Annotated in this window: 10 protein-coding genes and 1 pseudogene; 8 read left to right on the top strand and 3 right to left on the bottom strand. The window is 70.4% G+C overall.

All coding sequences use genetic code 11. The annotated features are described in order from the left end of the window. Positions 1-133: 133 nt before the first annotated feature. The 5 genes from ACFWVC_RS07130 (at position 134) to ACFWVC_RS07110 (ending at position 9,311) form a co-directional block, all read left to right on the top strand. Entirely contained in the window at positions 134-1,480 is a 1,347-nt protein-coding gene (locus tag ACFWVC_RS07130; protein WP_384279749.1) for an ABC transporter substrate-binding protein, read from the top strand. A gap of 7 nt (positions 1,481-1,487) precedes the next feature. Then, positions 1,488-2,435 (top strand): carbohydrate ABC transporter permease, encoded by a 948-nt coding sequence (locus ACFWVC_RS07125; RefSeq protein ID WP_384279744.1) that lies wholly within the window; start codon positions 1,488-1,490, stop codon positions 2,433-2,435. Continuing rightward, a complete protein-coding gene (locus ACFWVC_RS07120) occupies positions 2,432-3,289 on the top strand; it encodes a carbohydrate ABC transporter permease (RefSeq protein WP_384279738.1) in 858 nt (285 codons plus the stop codon). The genes ACFWVC_RS07125 and ACFWVC_RS07120 overlap by 4 nt, the downstream gene beginning before the upstream one ends. Before the next feature lie 58 nt (positions 3,290-3,347). After that, entirely contained in the window at positions 3,348-6,086 is a 2,739-nt protein-coding gene (locus ACFWVC_RS07115) for an alpha-mannosidase (RefSeq protein ID WP_384279733.1), read from the top strand. 216 nt (positions 6,087-6,302) lie between these two features. Next, positions 6,303-9,311, top strand: coding sequence for a glycoside hydrolase family 2 TIM barrel-domain containing protein (locus tag ACFWVC_RS07110; protein WP_384279729.1), 3,009 nt, complete (start codon positions 6,303-6,305; stop codon positions 9,309-9,311). 79 nt (positions 9,312-9,390) lie between these two features. On the opposite strand, the gene ACFWVC_RS07105 is transcribed toward ACFWVC_RS07110, so the two are convergent. Beyond that, complete coding sequence (locus ACFWVC_RS07105) at positions 9,391-10,680, bottom strand: MFS transporter (protein WP_384279724.1); 1,290 nt, start codon at positions 10,678-10,680, stop codon at positions 9,391-9,393. A 257-nt stretch (positions 10,681-10,937) separates the two neighbouring features. Between ACFWVC_RS07105 and ACFWVC_RS07100 the strand changes: the two genes are divergently transcribed. Continuing rightward, complete coding sequence (locus tag ACFWVC_RS07100) at positions 10,938-12,134, top strand: alpha/beta hydrolase family protein (RefSeq protein WP_384279720.1); 1,197 nt, start codon at positions 10,938-10,940, stop codon at positions 12,132-12,134. A gap of 320 nt (positions 12,135-12,454) precedes the next feature. On the opposite strand, the gene ACFWVC_RS07095 is transcribed toward ACFWVC_RS07100, so the two are convergent. Together ACFWVC_RS07095 and ACFWVC_RS07090 are read right to left on the bottom strand one after the other, a co-directional pair. Then, positions 12,455-12,895, bottom strand: a complete 441-nt coding sequence (locus ACFWVC_RS07095) for a protein phosphatase (RefSeq protein ID WP_384280122.1) — start codon at positions 12,893-12,895, stop codon at positions 12,455-12,457. Positions 12,896-13,321: 426 nt separating this feature from the next. Continuing rightward, positions 13,322-14,046 (bottom strand): annotated as a pseudogene (locus ACFWVC_RS07090) (FAD binding domain-containing protein). Between the two features lie 287 nt (positions 14,047-14,333). Between ACFWVC_RS07090 and ACFWVC_RS07085 the strand changes: the two are divergent. Beyond that, entirely contained in the window at positions 14,334-14,894 is a 561-nt protein-coding gene (locus tag ACFWVC_RS07085) for an NADPH-dependent FMN reductase (protein WP_384280120.1), read from the top strand. A 153-nt stretch (positions 14,895-15,047) separates the two neighbouring features. Then, positions 15,048-16,625, top strand: coding sequence for a serine/threonine-protein kinase (locus ACFWVC_RS07080; protein WP_384279715.1), 1,578 nt, complete (start codon positions 15,048-15,050; stop codon positions 16,623-16,625). Positions 16,626-16,706: the final 81 nt, after the last annotated feature.

Raw genomic sequence — 16,706 nt, 5'->3', positions numbered from 1 at the left:
TCCGCCACGGCGTCCGGCAGTTGCACCGCCGGCACCGTTGCGACCTGTCCCTTCCAGCCAGAAGGCATCCCGCCTGAGGTGTCAACGTCGACCCGTCTAGCGTCGTCGCTAGTCGTTCTCTGGTAAGGAAATAATGAGCACCACAGTCACGCGCATCCGCCTCGCGGCCATCGCCGCCGTCGCCGCGACCGCCAGTGTCGCCGTACTCGCCGGGTGTTCCTCGTCGCCCGAGCCGAAGGCTGATGCGGCCGCAGGCTCCTGCGAGCCGGCGAAGGGCAAGGTCACCCTCCAGTACTGGAACACCGTTCCGGGCATGGACCAGGTCGTCGCCCTCTGGAACAAGAAGAACCCGGACATCCAGGTTCAGATGAAGAACATCTCCAACGACCAGTACGGCACCATCGGCAACGCCCTCAAGGCGGGCAAGGCGCCGGAGCTCGCCCAGGTCGGCTACGACGAACTGCCGTTCCTGCGCACCCAGAACGCCTTCGTGGACGCCTCGGCCTGCAAGGACGCCACGGCGGCCAAGTCGAAGTTCGTGCCGTGGACCTGGTCGCAGACCAGCTTCGGTGACACCGGCGTGTTCGCCTTCCCGCAGGACACCGGCCCGATGGCCCTCTACGTGCGCAGCGACATCTTCAAGCAGCACAACATCGCGATACCGAAGACCTGGGACGAGTACGCGGCGGACGCGGCGAAGCTGCACAAGGCGGACCCGAACCTCGACATCACGTTCTTCGACCCGAACAACGCCGAGTGGTTCAACGGGCTCCTCTGGCAGAACAACGCCGAGATGTACTCGTACGCCGGCGACAAGTGGCACGTCACCGTCGCGTCCGACGAGAGCAAGCAGGTCGCCGACTACTGGCAGAAGCTGGTCGACGACAAGCTCGTCCGCACCGACCTCGCGCACGGCTCGACGCAGATGTACGCCGCGTACCAGAAGAACCAGATCGCCAGCTACATCGGCGCCGCCTGGGGCTACAGCATGTTCCGCGACAACCTGCCCAAGCAGGCCGGCAAGTGGTCGATCGTCCCGATGCCGACCTGGGGCTCGAACCCCGCGTCCGGCGACTGGGGCGGCTCCACCGTCGCGTTCATGAAGGGCAACACGCACCTGTACGAGTCGGTCAAGTTCAACGACTGGCTGAACAGCGACCCCGAGGCCCTCGCGCTGGAGAACAAGCTGGGCGGGCTCTACCCGGCGGCCACCGCCGGCGCGCAGCTTCCCGCGCTCTCTGAGGGTGTGCCGTACTACAACAACGAGAAGATCTTCGACGTCTTCGCCGAGTCGTCCAAGAACATCGACACCAAGTTCTCCTGGGGTCCCACCCAGAAGACGGTGAACCTGGCGCTCCAGGACTCGTTGGCCAAGGCGGCAGCCGGTGACGGCAAGCTCAACGACGCGCTCGCGGCCGCCCAGGCCGCCGCGCTGAAGTCGATGAAGGATCAGGCGATCCCGGCTGTCGCGGGCAAGTGACCGCGGCATGACTGATATCGCAACCCGCGCGACGCGCGTGGTGGCGGCCAGAGGGGGCCGCCGTCGTCTCAACGGCGGCGGCCCCCGGGCGGGCACCATCATCGCGTTCCTCACCCCGTTCTTCCTGCCGTTCGTGCTGTTCTACCTGGTACCGGTCGGCTACGCGCTCTGGCAGAGCTTCCTGGTCGTGCGCCGCACCGGGGGCCAGTACGGCACGTCGTACACGACCTTCGGCGGCTTCGAGCAGTACGTGCAGGTCTTCCAGAACACGGAGTTCTGGTCCAGCATCGGGCGCATCGGGCTGTTCGGCATCGTGCAGGTGCCGGTCATGCTGTTCGTCGCCCTGATCATGGCGCTGCTGCTCGACACCCCGCTGCTGAAGCTCAAGTCGTTCTTCCGCATCACGGCGTTCATGCCGTACGCGGTGCCCGGCGTCATCGCCGCGATCATGTGGTCGTACCTGTACTCTCCGCAGCTCAGCCCTCTCGTGGACGCGCTGAAGGGGATCGGCCTCCAGCCCGACTTCCTCGGTCCGGGCGCCGTGCTGTGGTCGGCGGCGAACATCTCCACCTGGCTGTGGACCGGCTACAACATGCTGATCATGTACTCGGCACTGCAGTCGATCCCGCAGGAGCTCTACGAAGCCGCCAAGCTCGACGGCGCGAGCAACTGGGCGATCGCCTGGAAGATCAAGGTCCCGATCATCGCCCCGTCGATCATCCTGACCACGGTGTTCTCGATCATCGGCACTCTGCAGCTCTACGCCGAGCCGGCCGTGCTGCGCCAGATCTCCTCGAACATCTCCAGCACGTACACGCCGAACATGCTCGCCTACGCGGTGGCCTCCGGGAACAACTACCAGCAGGCTGCGGCGATCTCCGTGGTCATCGCCCTCATCACCTTCGTCTTGAGCTTCGGGTTCATGCGACTCACCTCGAAGAAGGCGGGACTGTGAGCAACCAGACCCTGATCCGTGAAAGCCGCGTCAGCCGCACGGCCGTCATGGCGTTGATGTTCCTCCTGGCGATCTACTTCCTGCTGCCGATCTACTTCCTGATCGTCGCGGCGACGAAGCCGCAGGGTGACCTCGCCTCCACCAACGGGCTGGCGTTCTCGCACTTCGACCTGTTCAGCAACCTGCACATCCTGTTCAGCCGCAGCGACGGCATCTTCGCGCGCTGGGCGCTGAACAGCGTGATCTACGCGGTGCTGGGCGCGGCGGTCGGAACCCTGATCTCCGCCCTGTGCGGCTACGCGCTCGCCAAGTTCAGGTTCCGGGGCCGGGAGTTCCTGTTCTCCGTCATCCTCGGCGGCGTCCTGGTTCCCAGCACCGCGCTCGCGCTCCCGCTGTTCCTGCTGTTCTCGGCGACCGGCCTCGTCAACACCTACCTCGCGGTGTTCCTGCCCAGCATCGTCAGCCCGTTCGGCGTCTACCTGGCCCGCATCTTCACCGCTGCCGCCGTCCCCGAGGAGATCCTGGAGTCGGCGCGCCTGGACGGCGCGGGCGAGTTCCGCACGTTCTTCTCGGTGGCCATCAAGCTCATGGCGCCGTCGCTGGTGACCATCTTCCTTTTCCAGTTCGTCGCCATCTGGAACAACTTCTTCCTGCCGATGGTGATGCTGCAGAAGGAATCGCTCTTCCCGATCACCCTCGGCCTCTACCAGTGGAACGGGCAGACCGCCCGCGCCCCTCTGCTGCAGGAATCCGTGATCACCGGCTCGCTGGTCTCGATCGTGCCCGTGATCATCGTGTTCATCCTCCTCCAGCGGTTCTGGCGCACCGGGCTCGCCTCCGGCTCCCTGAAGTAGTTCCGCGGCACCGCTCCCCCGCCTTTCCTGTCACCCGCAACAGAAGGTCCCCCGCGCTATGCACAACTCCGCCGACTCCGCCGTTTTCGTCCCCCATTTCCACTGGGACCGCGAATGGTACGAGCCTTTCCAGGTGTTCCGGCACCGGCTTGTCGCCGCTCTCGACACCGTGCTGGAGACGGCCGAGGCGAACCCCGACTTCCGGTTCACCGTCGACGGGCAGATGGCCGCGATCGAGGACTATCTGGAGATGCGGCCGGAGAACCGCGACCGGGTCAAGGCCCTGGTCGCCGACGGCCGGCTCGCCATCGGGCCGTGGCTCATCCTGCTCGACGAGTTCCTCTGCTCCGGCGAGACCATCGTGCGCAACCTGCAGATGGGCTGGGCGGCGGCGGCGGAGCTCGGCGGCTCCATGCCGATCGGCTACCTGCCGGACATGTTCGGCCACGTCGCGCAGATGCCGCAGATCCTGGCGCGTGCCGGCATCGAGCACGCGGCGCTGTGGCGCGGGGTCCCCGGCTCCGTCGACGGCCACGCCTTCCGCTGGCGCGCTCCCGACGGCTCCGAGGTGCGCACCGAGTTCCTCTTCGACGGCTACGACAACGGCCTCGACGTGCTGCTGGTGCCCGACCAGATCAGGCGCGCGCTCGGCGAGTACGCGGAGATGACGGCCGGGCGCTGGGGCAACGACCCGGTGCTCGCCATGGCCGGCACCGACCACAACGCGCCCGACCCGCAACTGGCGGCCTGGCTGCGGCGCGCTTCCAGCGACGAGCGCGCCATCACCATCGCCACGCTCGACGAGTACATCCGCGAGCACGTGCGCGACGAGGTCTCCGCCGTCGTCACCGGCGAGCTGCGCAGCCATGTGCGCGGCAACATCCTGCCGGGCGTGCTGTCCGTGCGGCTCGCGCTCAAGCAGCGGATGGCCGTCGCCGAGCGCACCATCGACCACGCCGAGCGGGTGAACGCGCTGTGGTCCCGGCGGGACGACTCGCCGTTCCTCTCGCTCGCGTGGCACAAGATCATCGAGTCGTCCGCGCACGACTCGGTCGTCGGCTCCGGCACCGACGAGACCTCCGACCAGGTCGAGTCACGTCTGGCCGAGGCCGCGCAGGCCGCCCGCGCGGTCCGGGACGCGGCCCTCGCCGAGCCCGCCGCCCTGATGCCGAGCGACGGCCACCTGGTCGCCAACCCGCTTCCGTTCCCGCGTACGGCCCTGGCCGAGGTGGACGTCGTGGCCCCGCCCGAGGGCACCCGTCTGGTCGCGACCGCCGCCGACGGCTCGGTGCACCCCGTGCAGTTGATCTCCCAGGCCCCGACCGTGCTCAGCGACGAGCTCATGGACGCCTCGCAGCTCGAGCGTGTGCTGCGCCGCATCCACCGCCGCGAGCTCTTCGGCCGGCTGATCGACCACTACGAGCTCACCGCGGGCTCGCTCGTCTTCCACCTCGCCGAGGTCCCGACCAGCGGACCGTTCGACCTGCTGATCCTGCGCAAGGAGGTCGCCGCGGCGGCCGCCGCGCATCCCGGTGAGTGGCGGGTGCTGACGCTGGAGGAGGCACGCGCGACCGCGCTGGTGCCGGTACACGTCCCGGCCTCCGGGCTCGCCGGCTTCCGCGTCGCGCCGAGCGAGCGGCCCGCCCCGCAGCCGACGGCGTACGCCCCGGCCACGGCGACGGCCCGCACGCTGGCCAACGGCCTGGTCGAGGTGGCGGTCGCCGCCGACGGCACCCTGGACGTGACCGGAGCCGACGGCACCGTGCTGAGCGGAGTCGGCCGCCTCGTCGACGGCGGTGACCGCGGCGACAGCTACAACTACGCTCCCCCGGCGCAGGACGTGCTCGTCTCCGAGCCGGCGGACGTCACCGTCGAACTCCTGGAGGACGGCCCGCTGCGTTCGCGGATCCGTGTCACCCGTGTCTACGAGTGGCCCGCCGAGCTCTCCTCCGAGCGCGACATCCGCAGCGCGCGGACCGTGCCGACCCCGGTGGAGACCCTCGTGGAGGTGCGCGCGGGCGAGCCGTTCGTGCGCGTCTCGACCTCGTTCCTGAACCAGTCCGCCGACCACCGGCTGCGCTTCCACGTGCCGCTGCCGCAGCCGGCGGCCACCTCCGCCTCCGCCGGGCAGTTCGCCGTCACCGAGCGCGGGCTCACCTCCGAGGGCGGCTGGGGCGAGTACCCGATCCCGACCTTCCCCGCTACCGCGTTCGTGTCCGCCGGCGCCGCCAACGTCCTGCTCGACCACTCCAGCGAGTACGAACTCGTCGGCGACGGCTCCGAACTCGCCATCACCCTCCTGCGCGCGATCGGTTCGATCAGCGTCAACATCCACCCGCTGCGCGACGAGCCCGCCGCCAGCGAGATCCCGGTGCCCGGCGCGCAGGACCTCGGTGTGCGCATCGAGAACCGCTTCGCCGTCGTGCCCTCGGCGACCGGCTGGCAGGGTGCCGACGCGGTCGCTCTCGCCGAGGAGTTCCGCAACGACGTACTGGTCACCCGGGGCACCGCCGCCGCCGGGGGCCAGCTGCCCCCCGACGCCACCGGCCTGCGGGTCGACGGCAAGGACGTCCTCGTCTCCAGCATCCGCCGCGTCGCCGGCGACGATCGCGGCGCCGGCACCGAGGTGCGCCTGGTGGCGATGAGCGACACGGGGGCGGCCGCCCGCGTGACCGGCGCCTTCACCGAGGCCACCACGGTCGACCTGCTGGGACGGCCGCTGTCCACGACGCAGGCCGAGGGCGAGCTCGAACTCCCCCTCGGTCCCTGGGAGATCCGGACGGTCGTGGTCCGGTAGGCAGACGCCAAGCGCACGCGCAGGACGAAGTCACGGTGTCCGGCGGATCCGTGATCCACGGCACGGGCGAACGCCCCTGAGTTCGCCCCACTTCCCAGAGCCGGCCCGCATCGCACGACGCCGGGTGACCGGGGCCATCGGGCCCCGGTCACCCCGGTCGGCGCACCCCGTCCGGCGTTCGGATCCTCTTTGTGAGCAAGAAAGAGTTGTTACCTCGTGCCCTCCCCCATTTCCGCGTACGTTTCGGACCTCGCTCCCGGGCGTGGCGCGCTGCGCCCGGCGCGCTCGTGGCTGCACTCCGACGCCCCTTCCCTTTCGCTGAACGGGCCTTGGCGTTTCCGTCTGTCGCCGACGGTGCCGGTGACGGCGGACTTCGCGGCCGAAGGCTTCGACGACGGCGGCTGGGACAGCATCCCGGTGCCCTCCCACTGGGTGCTCCAGGGTGACGGTGCCTACGGCCGGCCGATCTACACGAACGTGCAGTACCCGTTCCCGATCGACCCGCCCCACGTCCCGGACGAGAACCCCACCGGCGACTACCGGCGCAACTTCGAGATGCCCGCCGACTGGTCGCGGGCCGAGCGCGTCGTGCTGCGCTTCGACGGCGTCGAGTCGCTCTTCACGCTGTGGGTGAACGGGAACGAGATCGGCGGCGCCAGTGGCAGCCGGCTCGCCCACGAGTTCGACGTGACCTCGTCCGTCCGCCCGGGCGACAACATCGTCGCCGTGCGCGTGCACCAGTGGTCGGCGGCCAGCTACGTCGAGGACCAGGACCAGTGGTGGCTGCCCGGCATCTTCCGTGACGTCACCCTCGTCGCACGCCCTGTGGGCGGCATCGAGGACGTCTGGCTGCGCACCGGGTTCGACGGCGGACGCGGACGGGTCGAGACGGAGATCACCGCCGAGGCGGCGGCGTTCCCGGTGACCCTGCGCCTTCCCGAACTCGGCATCGAGAAGGTCTGGGCGACGGCGGCCGACGTGACCGCGTTCGGCGTCGACGGCGTGGAGCCCTGGTCGGCCGAGCAGCCGCGCCTGTACGACGCGACCGTCTCGACGGCCGCGGAGACCATCGCCCTGCGCGTGGGGTTCCGCACGGTCGAGATCCGCGGCGACCGGTTCCTGGTCAACGGCCGCCGCGTCGTGTTCCACGGGATGAACCGCCACGAGACCCACCCCGAGCGCGGCCGCGTCTTCGACGAGGCGCACGCCCGCGAGGACCTGGCGCGCATGAAGCGGTTCAACGTGAACGCGATCCGCACCAGCCACTACCCGCCGCACCCGCGGCTGCTCGACCTCGCCGACGAACTCGGGTTCTGGGTCGTGCTCGAATGCGACCTGGAGACGCACGGCTTCGACAAGCTCGGCTGGGTCGGCAATCCCAGCGACGACCCGGCGTGGCGCGAGGCCTACCTCGACCGCATGCAGCGCACCCTCGAGCGGGACAAGAACCACCCCAGCATCGTGATGTGGTCGCTCGGCAACGAAGCGGGCACCGGCGCCAACCTCGCGGCGATGTCCGCGTGGGTCCACGCCCGCGACGCCGAACGCCCCGTGCACTACGAGGGCGACCACACCGGCGAGTACACCGACGTCTACTCGCGCATGTACGCCACGGTGCCCGAGACCGAGCAGATCGGCACCGACGGCTCGGCGGCGCCGCTGCTGAACTGCTCGCCCGCACAGGGCGCCCGGCAGCGCACCAAGCCGTTCCTGCTCTGCGAGTACGCCCACGCGATGGGCAACGGACCGGGCGCGCTCGACCAGTACGAGGCGCTGGTGCACCGGCACCCGCGGCTGCACGGCGGCTTCGTCTGGGAGTGGCGCGACCACGGCATCGCGACGACGGCCCCGGACGGTACGCCGTACCACGCGTACGGCGGTGACTTCGGCGAGGTCGTGCACGACGGCAACTTCGTCATGGACGGCATGGTGCTCAGCGACGACGTGCCGACGCCGGGCCTCCACGAGTACAAGGCGGTCGTGCAGCCGGTCCGCTTCACCTTCGACGGGTTGCACACCTTCGACCTGCTCGACGGCGACCACGTCGCGATCACCAACCTCCGGCACTCGGCCGACACTTCCGACCTGCGCTTCATCTGGCGGGTCGAGCACGACGGGACGCCCGTTGACTCCGGCGTCCTGGAGGTGCCCGTGATCGCGGCGGGCGAGTCGGCACGCGTGCCGCTGCCGCCGGTCGCGGTGGCGCGGGACGCGGAGACGTGGCTCACCCTCGACGCGGTGCTGGCGACCGGAACCGTGTGGGCACCCGAAGGGCACGTGGTCGCGACCGCCCAGCTGGACCGTTCCACGCGGCGTCCCGCGCCCGCGGTCCGGCCCCGGACCGATTGGCTGCCGGGCGACGGAACGCTGGCGCTCGGCGTCGCGGAGTTCGAGGGCGGGTCCCTCGTGCGCCTCGCCGGCCGCGCCGTGGCGGGTCCGCGGCTGGAGCTGTTCCGCGCCCCCACCGACAACGACCAGGGCACGTCCGGAGAGAACGAGGAGAGCGACAGCGACATCGCCGGGATCTCCCATGCCGACCTGTGGCGCCGCGACGGTCTCGACCGGCTGACCTCGCGGCTGGTGTCCGTGGAGCACGCGGACGGCGCGCTGCGCACCGTCGCCAAGGTCTCCGCGGCGGACTCCGCCCTGTCGGTGACGGTGGAGTCCGTCTGGTCTGTGGTCGAGGGCGGCGAACTCGAACTGCGCGTGGAGATCGAGCCCTCGCGCGGCTGGTCGACGGTGTGGCCGCGGATCGGGATCCGTTTCGACCTGCCCGACGGCACGACTCCCGTCGACGGCGCGAACTGGTTCGGGCTCGGCCCGCTGGAGTCCTACCCGGACAGCATGCGAGCGGCGCGCACCGGCCGGTTCTCGTCCACCGTCCGCGACCTGTCCGTCGACTACGCGCGACCCCAGGAGACGGGGCACCGTTCCCAGTTGCGCGAGCTGACGCTGACGAGCGCGGGCGACGAGGTGCTGCGCATCACGGCGGTCCCGGACACACGCGGACGCCGCCCCGGCTTCACGCTCAGCCGCCACACCCCGCAGCAGATCGCGCGGGCCGCCCACCCCTTCGAACTGCCGGATTCGACGACGAGCCACCTGTTCGTCGACGCGGCGCAGCACGGACTGGGCTCCCGGGCCTGCGGACCTGACGTATGGTCCGAGTTCGCGCTCCGCCCCGAATCCCGCACGATCAGGCTCCGCATAGCGGCAGGTTCGTGATCGAGAGGAAATGAAGGGGCGCCCGTGCGAAGCGGGCGCCCCTTCATCCGTTCCACGGACATGTCCGCACCGCGACCAGCTAGGCGGTGTCGATCAGTGGGGCCTCGTCGGGCCGGCCATGTGCGGCGCGGGTCGTGTCGTGGCTCGTGAGGCGGGTGCGCTCCGCCCAGGCGGCCACCGGTGGGCCTGCCGCCCCCAGAGCCGCGAAGAACACGCCGAGCAGCAGCCAGCCGGCGTGTCCGAGTCCGAGGACCGCCGTCGTGAGGACCACCGGGGCCAGGGCCTGTCCGGCGTCGAAGCCGAGGCCGAAGAGACCCTGGTACTGCCCCTGGGCATGGTCGGGGGCGAGACCGAAGCCGAGCGCGAAGCCGGCCGAGGACTCCCATACCTCTCCGAGACTGTGCACGCAGACGGCGAGGATGGCGAGCCCTGGCGCCACCCAGGCCGGAACGTCCGCGGTCAGGGCCATCACGGGGCAGCTGACCAGGAAGAGCAGCCCGGCGATGCGGAACGCCCGGCCGCCCTGGCGCGGTGTCTCCACCCGGGAGCCGATCCTGCTCTGGAGCAGCACGCACACCCCGCTGTTGACCGCGTAGACCGCCGCCACGGTCCAGCGGGGCGCGTCGGTGTGGGCGGACAGCCAGATCGGCAGGAGCAGGGAGACGGTCTGGTACTGCAGGCCCATGGCCCCGTAGAGCGCGGCGAAGGACACGAACGGCCGGTCGGACAGGACGGCCCAGCGGTGGTGCTCCTCGGGCCGGGGCAGCGGCCGGTAGTCCGGGACGCCGATCAGGGCGATCAGACCTGCGCAGGCGAAGCTGGCGGCGTTGGCGAGGATGAGCGCGGTGTATGCCGGGCGGGTGTCGACCGAGACGGCGAAGGCGGCGCCGAGGGTGCCCAGGACCACGCCGAGATTGACGAACGTGCGGAGCTTCGCCCTGAACACCGCCGGGCGCTCGCCGCCGGCACGGGCGATGAGCGCACCACCCGCGGCGCCGCTCGCCGTCGCCGCCAGCCGGTCCAGGGTGGCGATGAGCGTGAACGTGACCCAGCTGTGGATGAATACGAATGCGGCCATCGTCGCGGCCTGCATCGCGAGGGACGTCAGCCAGACCGTGCGCGGCCCGTACCGGTCGGCCAGATTCCCGGCCGGGATCCCGGCCAGCAGCCCGGTCAGCCCGGCGATCGTGAGGCCGGCACCGACCTGTGCGGCGGGCAGGTGCACGACCAGCGTGAAGTAGAGCACCGCGGCGGCGTTGAACAGCCCGTTGCCCACCCGGCTCACGAAGCTCGCGACGATGAGAGCGCGCTGCGGACCACCTGGCACCAGCAAGCCGGACATCCGCCGCCTGGCACCCTTCGCGATCATGCCGAGCAGGCTAGCAGCGCCCCCTCCGGCACCCTCCGAGCGGATGGGAACGTCGCTCCTGCTCGTCGGCCTCTTGCCCCGGGTGCGGGCGACATACGTGCGGGATAGTGTTTTAGGCGCGAGGTCGGGTTCGATCCGATTCGGTCGAATACTCCGGAGACGCGCCAATGCGACGCCTCCGTCGATGGTCACGACCCAGTCGCAAGCGCTGACGCACCGACCTGCGATCGCTGCACGCCCCAGGGAGGAACGGAAGCATGGCGTTCATGTTCAAGGACGAAGCCTTCATGTTCGAGACGCTGCGTGCCGCCGGATTCGCCGGGGACGCCGGCGCCGACATCGGCGAAGTCATCGTCACCACGGCGCAGATCCCCGAGGGCGACGAGGACGCGTGGACCGCGTCCTGGAAGGCGACCGCCGAACGCACCGCCGAGCGGGGCGAGATCTCACTGCGGGCCGGTGACCCGGTCAGCGCGCGCGAGGCGTTCCTGCGCGCGTCGAGCTACTACCGGTCGGCCGAGTTCTACCGGCGCAAGGATCCGCTGAACGATCCCCAAGTCCTCGAACTGTCACGGCTGTCCAAGGACTACCTCGTCAAGGCCGGAGCCCTGCTGGACGGACCGTTCCGCGAGGTGACCATCCCGTACGAGGACGGCGAGATGCCCGCCTACCTGTTCCTCGTCGACGACAGCGGAGAACCGCGGCCGACCATTGTCTACACCAACGGCTTCGACTCCACCCGCGAGGAGGGCTACTTCGTCATCGGCGCGGCGGCGCTGCGCCGCGGCTACAACTTCCTTGCCTACGACGGCCCGGGCCAGGGCTGGATGATCCGCGAGAAGAAGGTGCCGTACCGGCCGGACTGGGAGAACGTCCTGGGCCCGGTGGTCGACTACGCCCTGACCGTGCCCGAGATCGACAGCGACAGGATCGTGCACTTCGGCTACAGCCTGGGCGGATACCTCGTCGCGCGCTACGCGGCTCTCGACCACCGGTCGGCGGCGATCGTGTGCAACGACGGCATGACGTCCTTCTACGCGTCGTATCCGCCGATCCCCGATGCCACGCTGCACCTCATCGAGGAGGGGCGGGACGCCGAGGCGATCCCGCAGCTCGAGGCGATGACCAAGGAGGACACCAATGCCCGCTGGGGCCTGCAGAACGGTGTCTGGGTCAACGGGGTCGGGAACTTCGCCGAGTACGTCCGCAGCACCGCCGATTACACGCTGACCCCGGACGACATCCACAAGATCGAGACCCCCGTCCTGATCCTCGAGGGCGAGGACGACAAGGTCTTCGCCGGCCAGGCGGACAAGGTCGCCGCGGAGTTGCGCGCACCGCATGAGCACGTCGTGATGCGCGACGCGGACGGCGCGGGTCAGCACTGCCACGAAGGGGCGATGTTCCTGCTCCACCAGACGGTCTTCAACTACCTGGCCAAGACACTCCGTTAGACGGTCCGCCCGGTCGGTTCGGCTGGTCGGTTCGGCTGGTCGGCCCGGCCGGACGGTTCGGCCACGGAGCACCTGCCCGGCTCGGAGATCCGCGAGTTCGCAATCCCACGTTCTCCATCGGGCAGGTGCTCGCGTGCCCGTTCAGCGGGGCGTCACACCTCGACGAGTCGGGCCGCCGGGACGGTGGTGGCGGCAGTGGCGCGACGGTGCCCAGTACCCAGGTGGAGGCGGTGGCCTCCTTGGGCGGGAGCTTGGGCAGGTCGTCCTCGGGAAGCCGCCGCTGGGCCGGACGCGGGCGAACAGCCGAAGGGAACGGCCGGTCACAGGTCCTGGAAGCGCCGCACGAACCGCCGTTGCCAGGGGGTCTCCACCGCGCGGCGGTCATAGTGCCGGCGGACGAACGCCACGGCCCGGTCGGGCGGCACTCCGTCGAGGACCGCCATGCACGCAAGAGCCGTCCCCGTACGGCCGTACCCACCGCCGCAGGCGATCTCGACACGTTCGTATACCGCGCGGTTCAGGGCCTCTTGGAAGTGCTCCCGCGCTTCCCTGCGATCCCGCGGCAGCCGGAAGTCGGGCCAGCGCAACCACCGTGCCTCCCACGCGGTCGGCGGAGGCCGCGTGCCGAGCAGATACACGGCGAACGACGGCACCGGCCCCGGCGGCAGAGGCCGGCGCAGACCCCGTCCCCGCACCAACGCACCGGACGGAAACCTCACGACCCCGCCGCCCGCCGGGTCCCAGCCCTCGCTCTCCGCCACCCCCGCACTGTAACGACCGCCCCTGAGGAACGACCGGCACACCGGCCACCGGAAACGGCGTCGCGCACGGTCGCCGGCTCCGGTTAGTCTCGCCCGATGGAGCTCGGCCATCCTCTTGTTCGCGATGTCTTCCCGGATCTCGTCACCGAACTGATCGCGCTCCTCGATGACGAGGGAGAGCGAGAACTCGCCATCTGCGCCCACGATCTCCGCCTGGTAGGCGATTGCGGCTGCGGTGACGACTTCTGCCAGAGCATCCGGACGGCGGAGCACCCGCAGGGTCAGCCGTACGGCGCCGGGCATCGGTGCGTGCCGCTCTTGGCCTCCACAGGCATGCTGGTGCTGGACGTCGTGGACAACCGGATCGTGTACGTGGAGATACTCGACCGGCCACCCATGGGGCGCCAGGGTGCGGCGGTCGCGGCCTCAGCTGTCGGCGAGCCCGGTGACGATGCCGGAGACCTGCCGGCGGATCACATCCCGGGCCGTGGGGTGCAGTGAGCCGATGTCCGTGGGTTCCAGTGCGTGGAGGGCCTGTTCGGCGTCGGTGTCGCACGGGACGGTCGCGCTGAGGACGTCGTAGCCGTCGCGGACGGCGACACGAAGACTGGTTCGCCCGGCGGTGTCGGCGTGCACCGCGGTGGCCACGACGAGGGGCGGCGGTCCGCCCGCCTCGGCGGGCTGCTTGTGGTAGCCGCTGACCATCGGTTCGCGCCAGCGGATGCCGAGCAGGAGGTGGTGCTTGGTCAGGGCGTCCGACAGGTCGGTCTCATAGGTCCCGTCCGGTTCCAGGGTGACGGCACGGGCACCGAGGACGAGTGCGGCGGGCAGGAGGCAGCGCAGGGCGCTGCCGACGAGGTTGCCGCCGACGGTGGCGGTCCGGCGTACCGCTCCGGTGCCCACACTCGCGGCCGCCCGTCGCAGTGCCTCCGGCACGCGGTCGTCGATCCGGTGCAGCACCACGGCCGCGCCCAGCGCCTCCCGCTCGATCGCATTGGCCTCGGGCAGTTCCCGCAGGGACATGGCGTGCTCGGGGAAGCCGTCCCGCTGCCAGCCGGCCCACACCAGCGTCGCCCCGCCGATGGGCACTGCGTTCCGTGCCATGCACTCCTCTGGGCTTCGGACACGGACGTGGGCAGATGCACCAGCACGGCAGTCGACCTGCTTTCCTGGGGAACCGGAGGCGGAAGGAGATCGCCTCGCCCGTCCGATCGTCCGGGTGGCACATTCTTCCCTGACATGCGGGAGCCCGTACAGGGCACGGCAGTTGAGCCCGGCACAAGCCCCCCGCGGGGCCCCGTGACCGGCGTCTCATCGTCCCGAGCACCCATGTACTTGACGTGACAATCAAATGGCACGTACTTTCTTTTCGCAAGCATCTACTTGATGAGGCAAGCACATGTTCAAGCTGTTCAAGACGAAGGAAACTGAGGCGCCCATGACCAGGATCGGCATCATCCTCGGCAGCACCCGCCCGGGCCGCAACGGCGAGGCCGTGGCCCGCTGGGTCCACGACATCGCCGCGCAGCGCACCGACGCCGAGTTCGAACTCGTGGACCTGGTGGACTACAAGCTGCCGCTGCTCGACGAGGCCTACCCGGCGGCCATGGGCCAGTACTCCCAGCCGCACACCCACGCCTGGGCGCAGAAGGTCGCCTCCTTCGACGGCTTCGTCATCGTCACCCCGGAGTACAACCACTCCGTGCCCGGCGCGCTGAAGAACGCCATCGACTTCCTGCACGCGGAGTGGGTCGACAAGTCCGTCGGCTTCGTCAGCTACGGCTCGACCGGCGGCACCCGCGCCGTGGAGCACCTGCGCCAGATCGCCGGCGAGCTCCAGATGGCCGACGTCCGCTCCCAGGTCGCCCTCTCGCTCTTCACCGACTTCGAGAACTTCAGCATCTTCAAGCCCGCCGACGGCCAGCGCGACACCCTCGCCACCACGGTCGACCAGGTCGTCAGGTGGGCCAAGGCGCTCGCCCCCCTGCGCGCCAGCTGACACCGGCCCGCCACTGTGCGGACGACGTGCCGCCAGAGCACACTCCGGCCGTCGGCGCTCTTGCTGCCGGCGGCCGGGGTGCCCGATGCTCATACCCCCAGGGCCACAGTGGTCGCGCGGCGGCAGATGCGCCCCGGTACCCAAGGGGGTTCGATGAGAACTGAGCGGGTGACCCCGGTGTTCCAGCCGCTGGCGCCCGGTGATCCGGCCACCGTCGCGGGGTACCGGATCGCTGCCCGGCTGGGCGAGGGGGGCATGGGGACGGTCTATCTGTCGTACACACCCGGCGGGCGCCCGGTCGCCATCAAGGTGATCCGGCCGGAACTGGCCGGGGACCCCGAGTTCCGCCGCCGGTTCCAACTGGAGGTCCAGGCCGCACAGCAGGTGCAGGGCCTGTACACCGCGCCGGTCATCGACAGCGACACCGACGGGGAGCGCCCTTGGCTCGCCACGGCATACGTGGCGGGACCCTCCCTGCAGGCGGCTGTCGGCAGGCACGGGCCGTTCCCGGTGCCGGCGGTGGCGCTGACCGTCGCCGGGATCGCCGAGGCGCTGCAGGCCATCCACGGGGTCGGCATCGTGCACCGCGACCTCAAACCGTCCAACGTGCTGCTGTCCGTGGACGGCCCGCGGGTCATCGACTTCGGCATCGCCCGGGCCGCCGACGCGACCTCGCTGACCCGCAGCGGCGCCATCGTCGGCACCCCCGCCTTCATGACCCCCGAACAGGCATCCGGCGCCCCGTGCCTGCCCCCGACCGACGTCTTCGCCCTCGGCCAGGTCGCCGTCTACGCCGCCACCGGCCGGCCCGCCTTCGGCGAGGGCACCCCGCACGCCGCCCTCTACCGCATCGTCCACGCGGAGCCCCAGCTCTCCGACATGCCCGGCGAGCTCGCCGAGCTGGCGCGGCTGTGCCTCAAGAAGGATCCCTCCGCCCGCCCCACCCCCGCCGAGGTCATCGACATCTGCCGTCAGGTGTCACCGCGGACGGAATTACGCCGCCCCGAGGGCTGGCTCCCACCGGCCGTCGCGGCCGACATCGGCCGCCACACCACGATGCCCGCCCCGCCGCGCTCGCCCGTTCCGCGCCAGGGTCCCAGACCGGGCGTCGTCGTGGCCGTCATCGCCGGCCTGGTGGCGGCCTGCGTCGCCGCGCTCCTTCTGTACGGGAGAACCATGGACCGGTCCGGCGATCCGAGCGGGGGCGGCAAGCCCGGCCGGACCGCCGCGAGCGGTGGCGGCGGCAACTCGAACACCCCCAGCACGCCGCCCAGCACCTCCCCCAGCGACAGCGAGCCGACCTCGGCAGCGGACCCGCCGTCCAAGTCCTACAAGGCGGTCGACATCGCCGACGGATACACCGTCTATCTGTCGGAGTCCCCGCCCAAGCCCCAGCGGGCGAAATCAGGCCCGCACTACGAGGGAGACTTCGGCTACTACACCGACGGGGTCACCCAGACCTGGGGCTTCGCCACTCCCGAAGGCAACACACTGGTGCTGCTCACGAGCGGGCAGACCGGATCGCTGGCCACCTGCCTTTCCGCCACCCGGTACACCCAGCAGATCGCTCGGGAGAACGCGGTCAAGGGCAGCCGGATCTGCGTCATCACCGCCGCCGGGCACGTCGCGCTCGCCACCGTGCGCGGCTACTCCCCGGAGCAGGCGGACAACTACTACGCCACCGTCGACCTGACGGTCTGGCAGGACGCGGTGACGCCTCCCGAGGACTGAGGATCCTTCGACCGGGACCCTGCGCCCTGCGCCTCTGGCCCCGGGCGGACGGAGCACCCCCAAGAAAGCCCAGGTGGGAAG

Origin of the sequence: Streptomyces sp. NPDC058691, assembly GCF_042714775.1 — a bacterium.
Lineage (GTDB): Bacteria > Actinomycetota > Actinomycetes > Streptomycetales > Streptomycetaceae > Actinacidiphila.
The sequence above is the reverse complement of the archived record's forward strand: the minus strand, read 5'-3'. Positions and strand labels throughout refer to the sequence as shown.

Excerpts from the sequence above, each read along its gene's own strand:
- ACFWVC_RS07130 (WP_384279749.1), top strand. The coding sequence starts at position 134 with ATGAGCACCACAGTCACGCGCATCCGCCTCGCGGCCATCGCCGCCGTC.
- ACFWVC_RS07125 (WP_384279744.1), top strand. The coding sequence starts at position 1,488 with ATGACTGATATCGCAACCCGCGCGACGCGCGTGGTGGCGGCCAGAGGG.
- ACFWVC_RS07115 (WP_384279733.1), top strand. The coding sequence starts at position 3,348 with ATGCACAACTCCGCCGACTCCGCCGTTTTCGTCCCCCATTTCCACTGG.
- ACFWVC_RS07105 (WP_384279724.1), bottom strand. The coding sequence starts at position 10,680 with ATGATCGCGAAGGGTGCCAGGCGGCGGATGTCCGGCTTGCTGGTGCCA.
- ACFWVC_RS07100 (WP_384279720.1), top strand. The coding sequence starts at position 10,938 with ATGGCGTTCATGTTCAAGGACGAAGCCTTCATGTTCGAGACGCTGCGT.
- ACFWVC_RS07085 (WP_384280120.1), top strand. The coding sequence starts at position 14,334 with ATGACCAGGATCGGCATCATCCTCGGCAGCACCCGCCCGGGCCGCAAC.
- ACFWVC_RS07080 (WP_384279715.1), top strand. The coding sequence starts at position 15,048 with ATGAGAACTGAGCGGGTGACCCCGGTGTTCCAGCCGCTGGCGCCCGGT.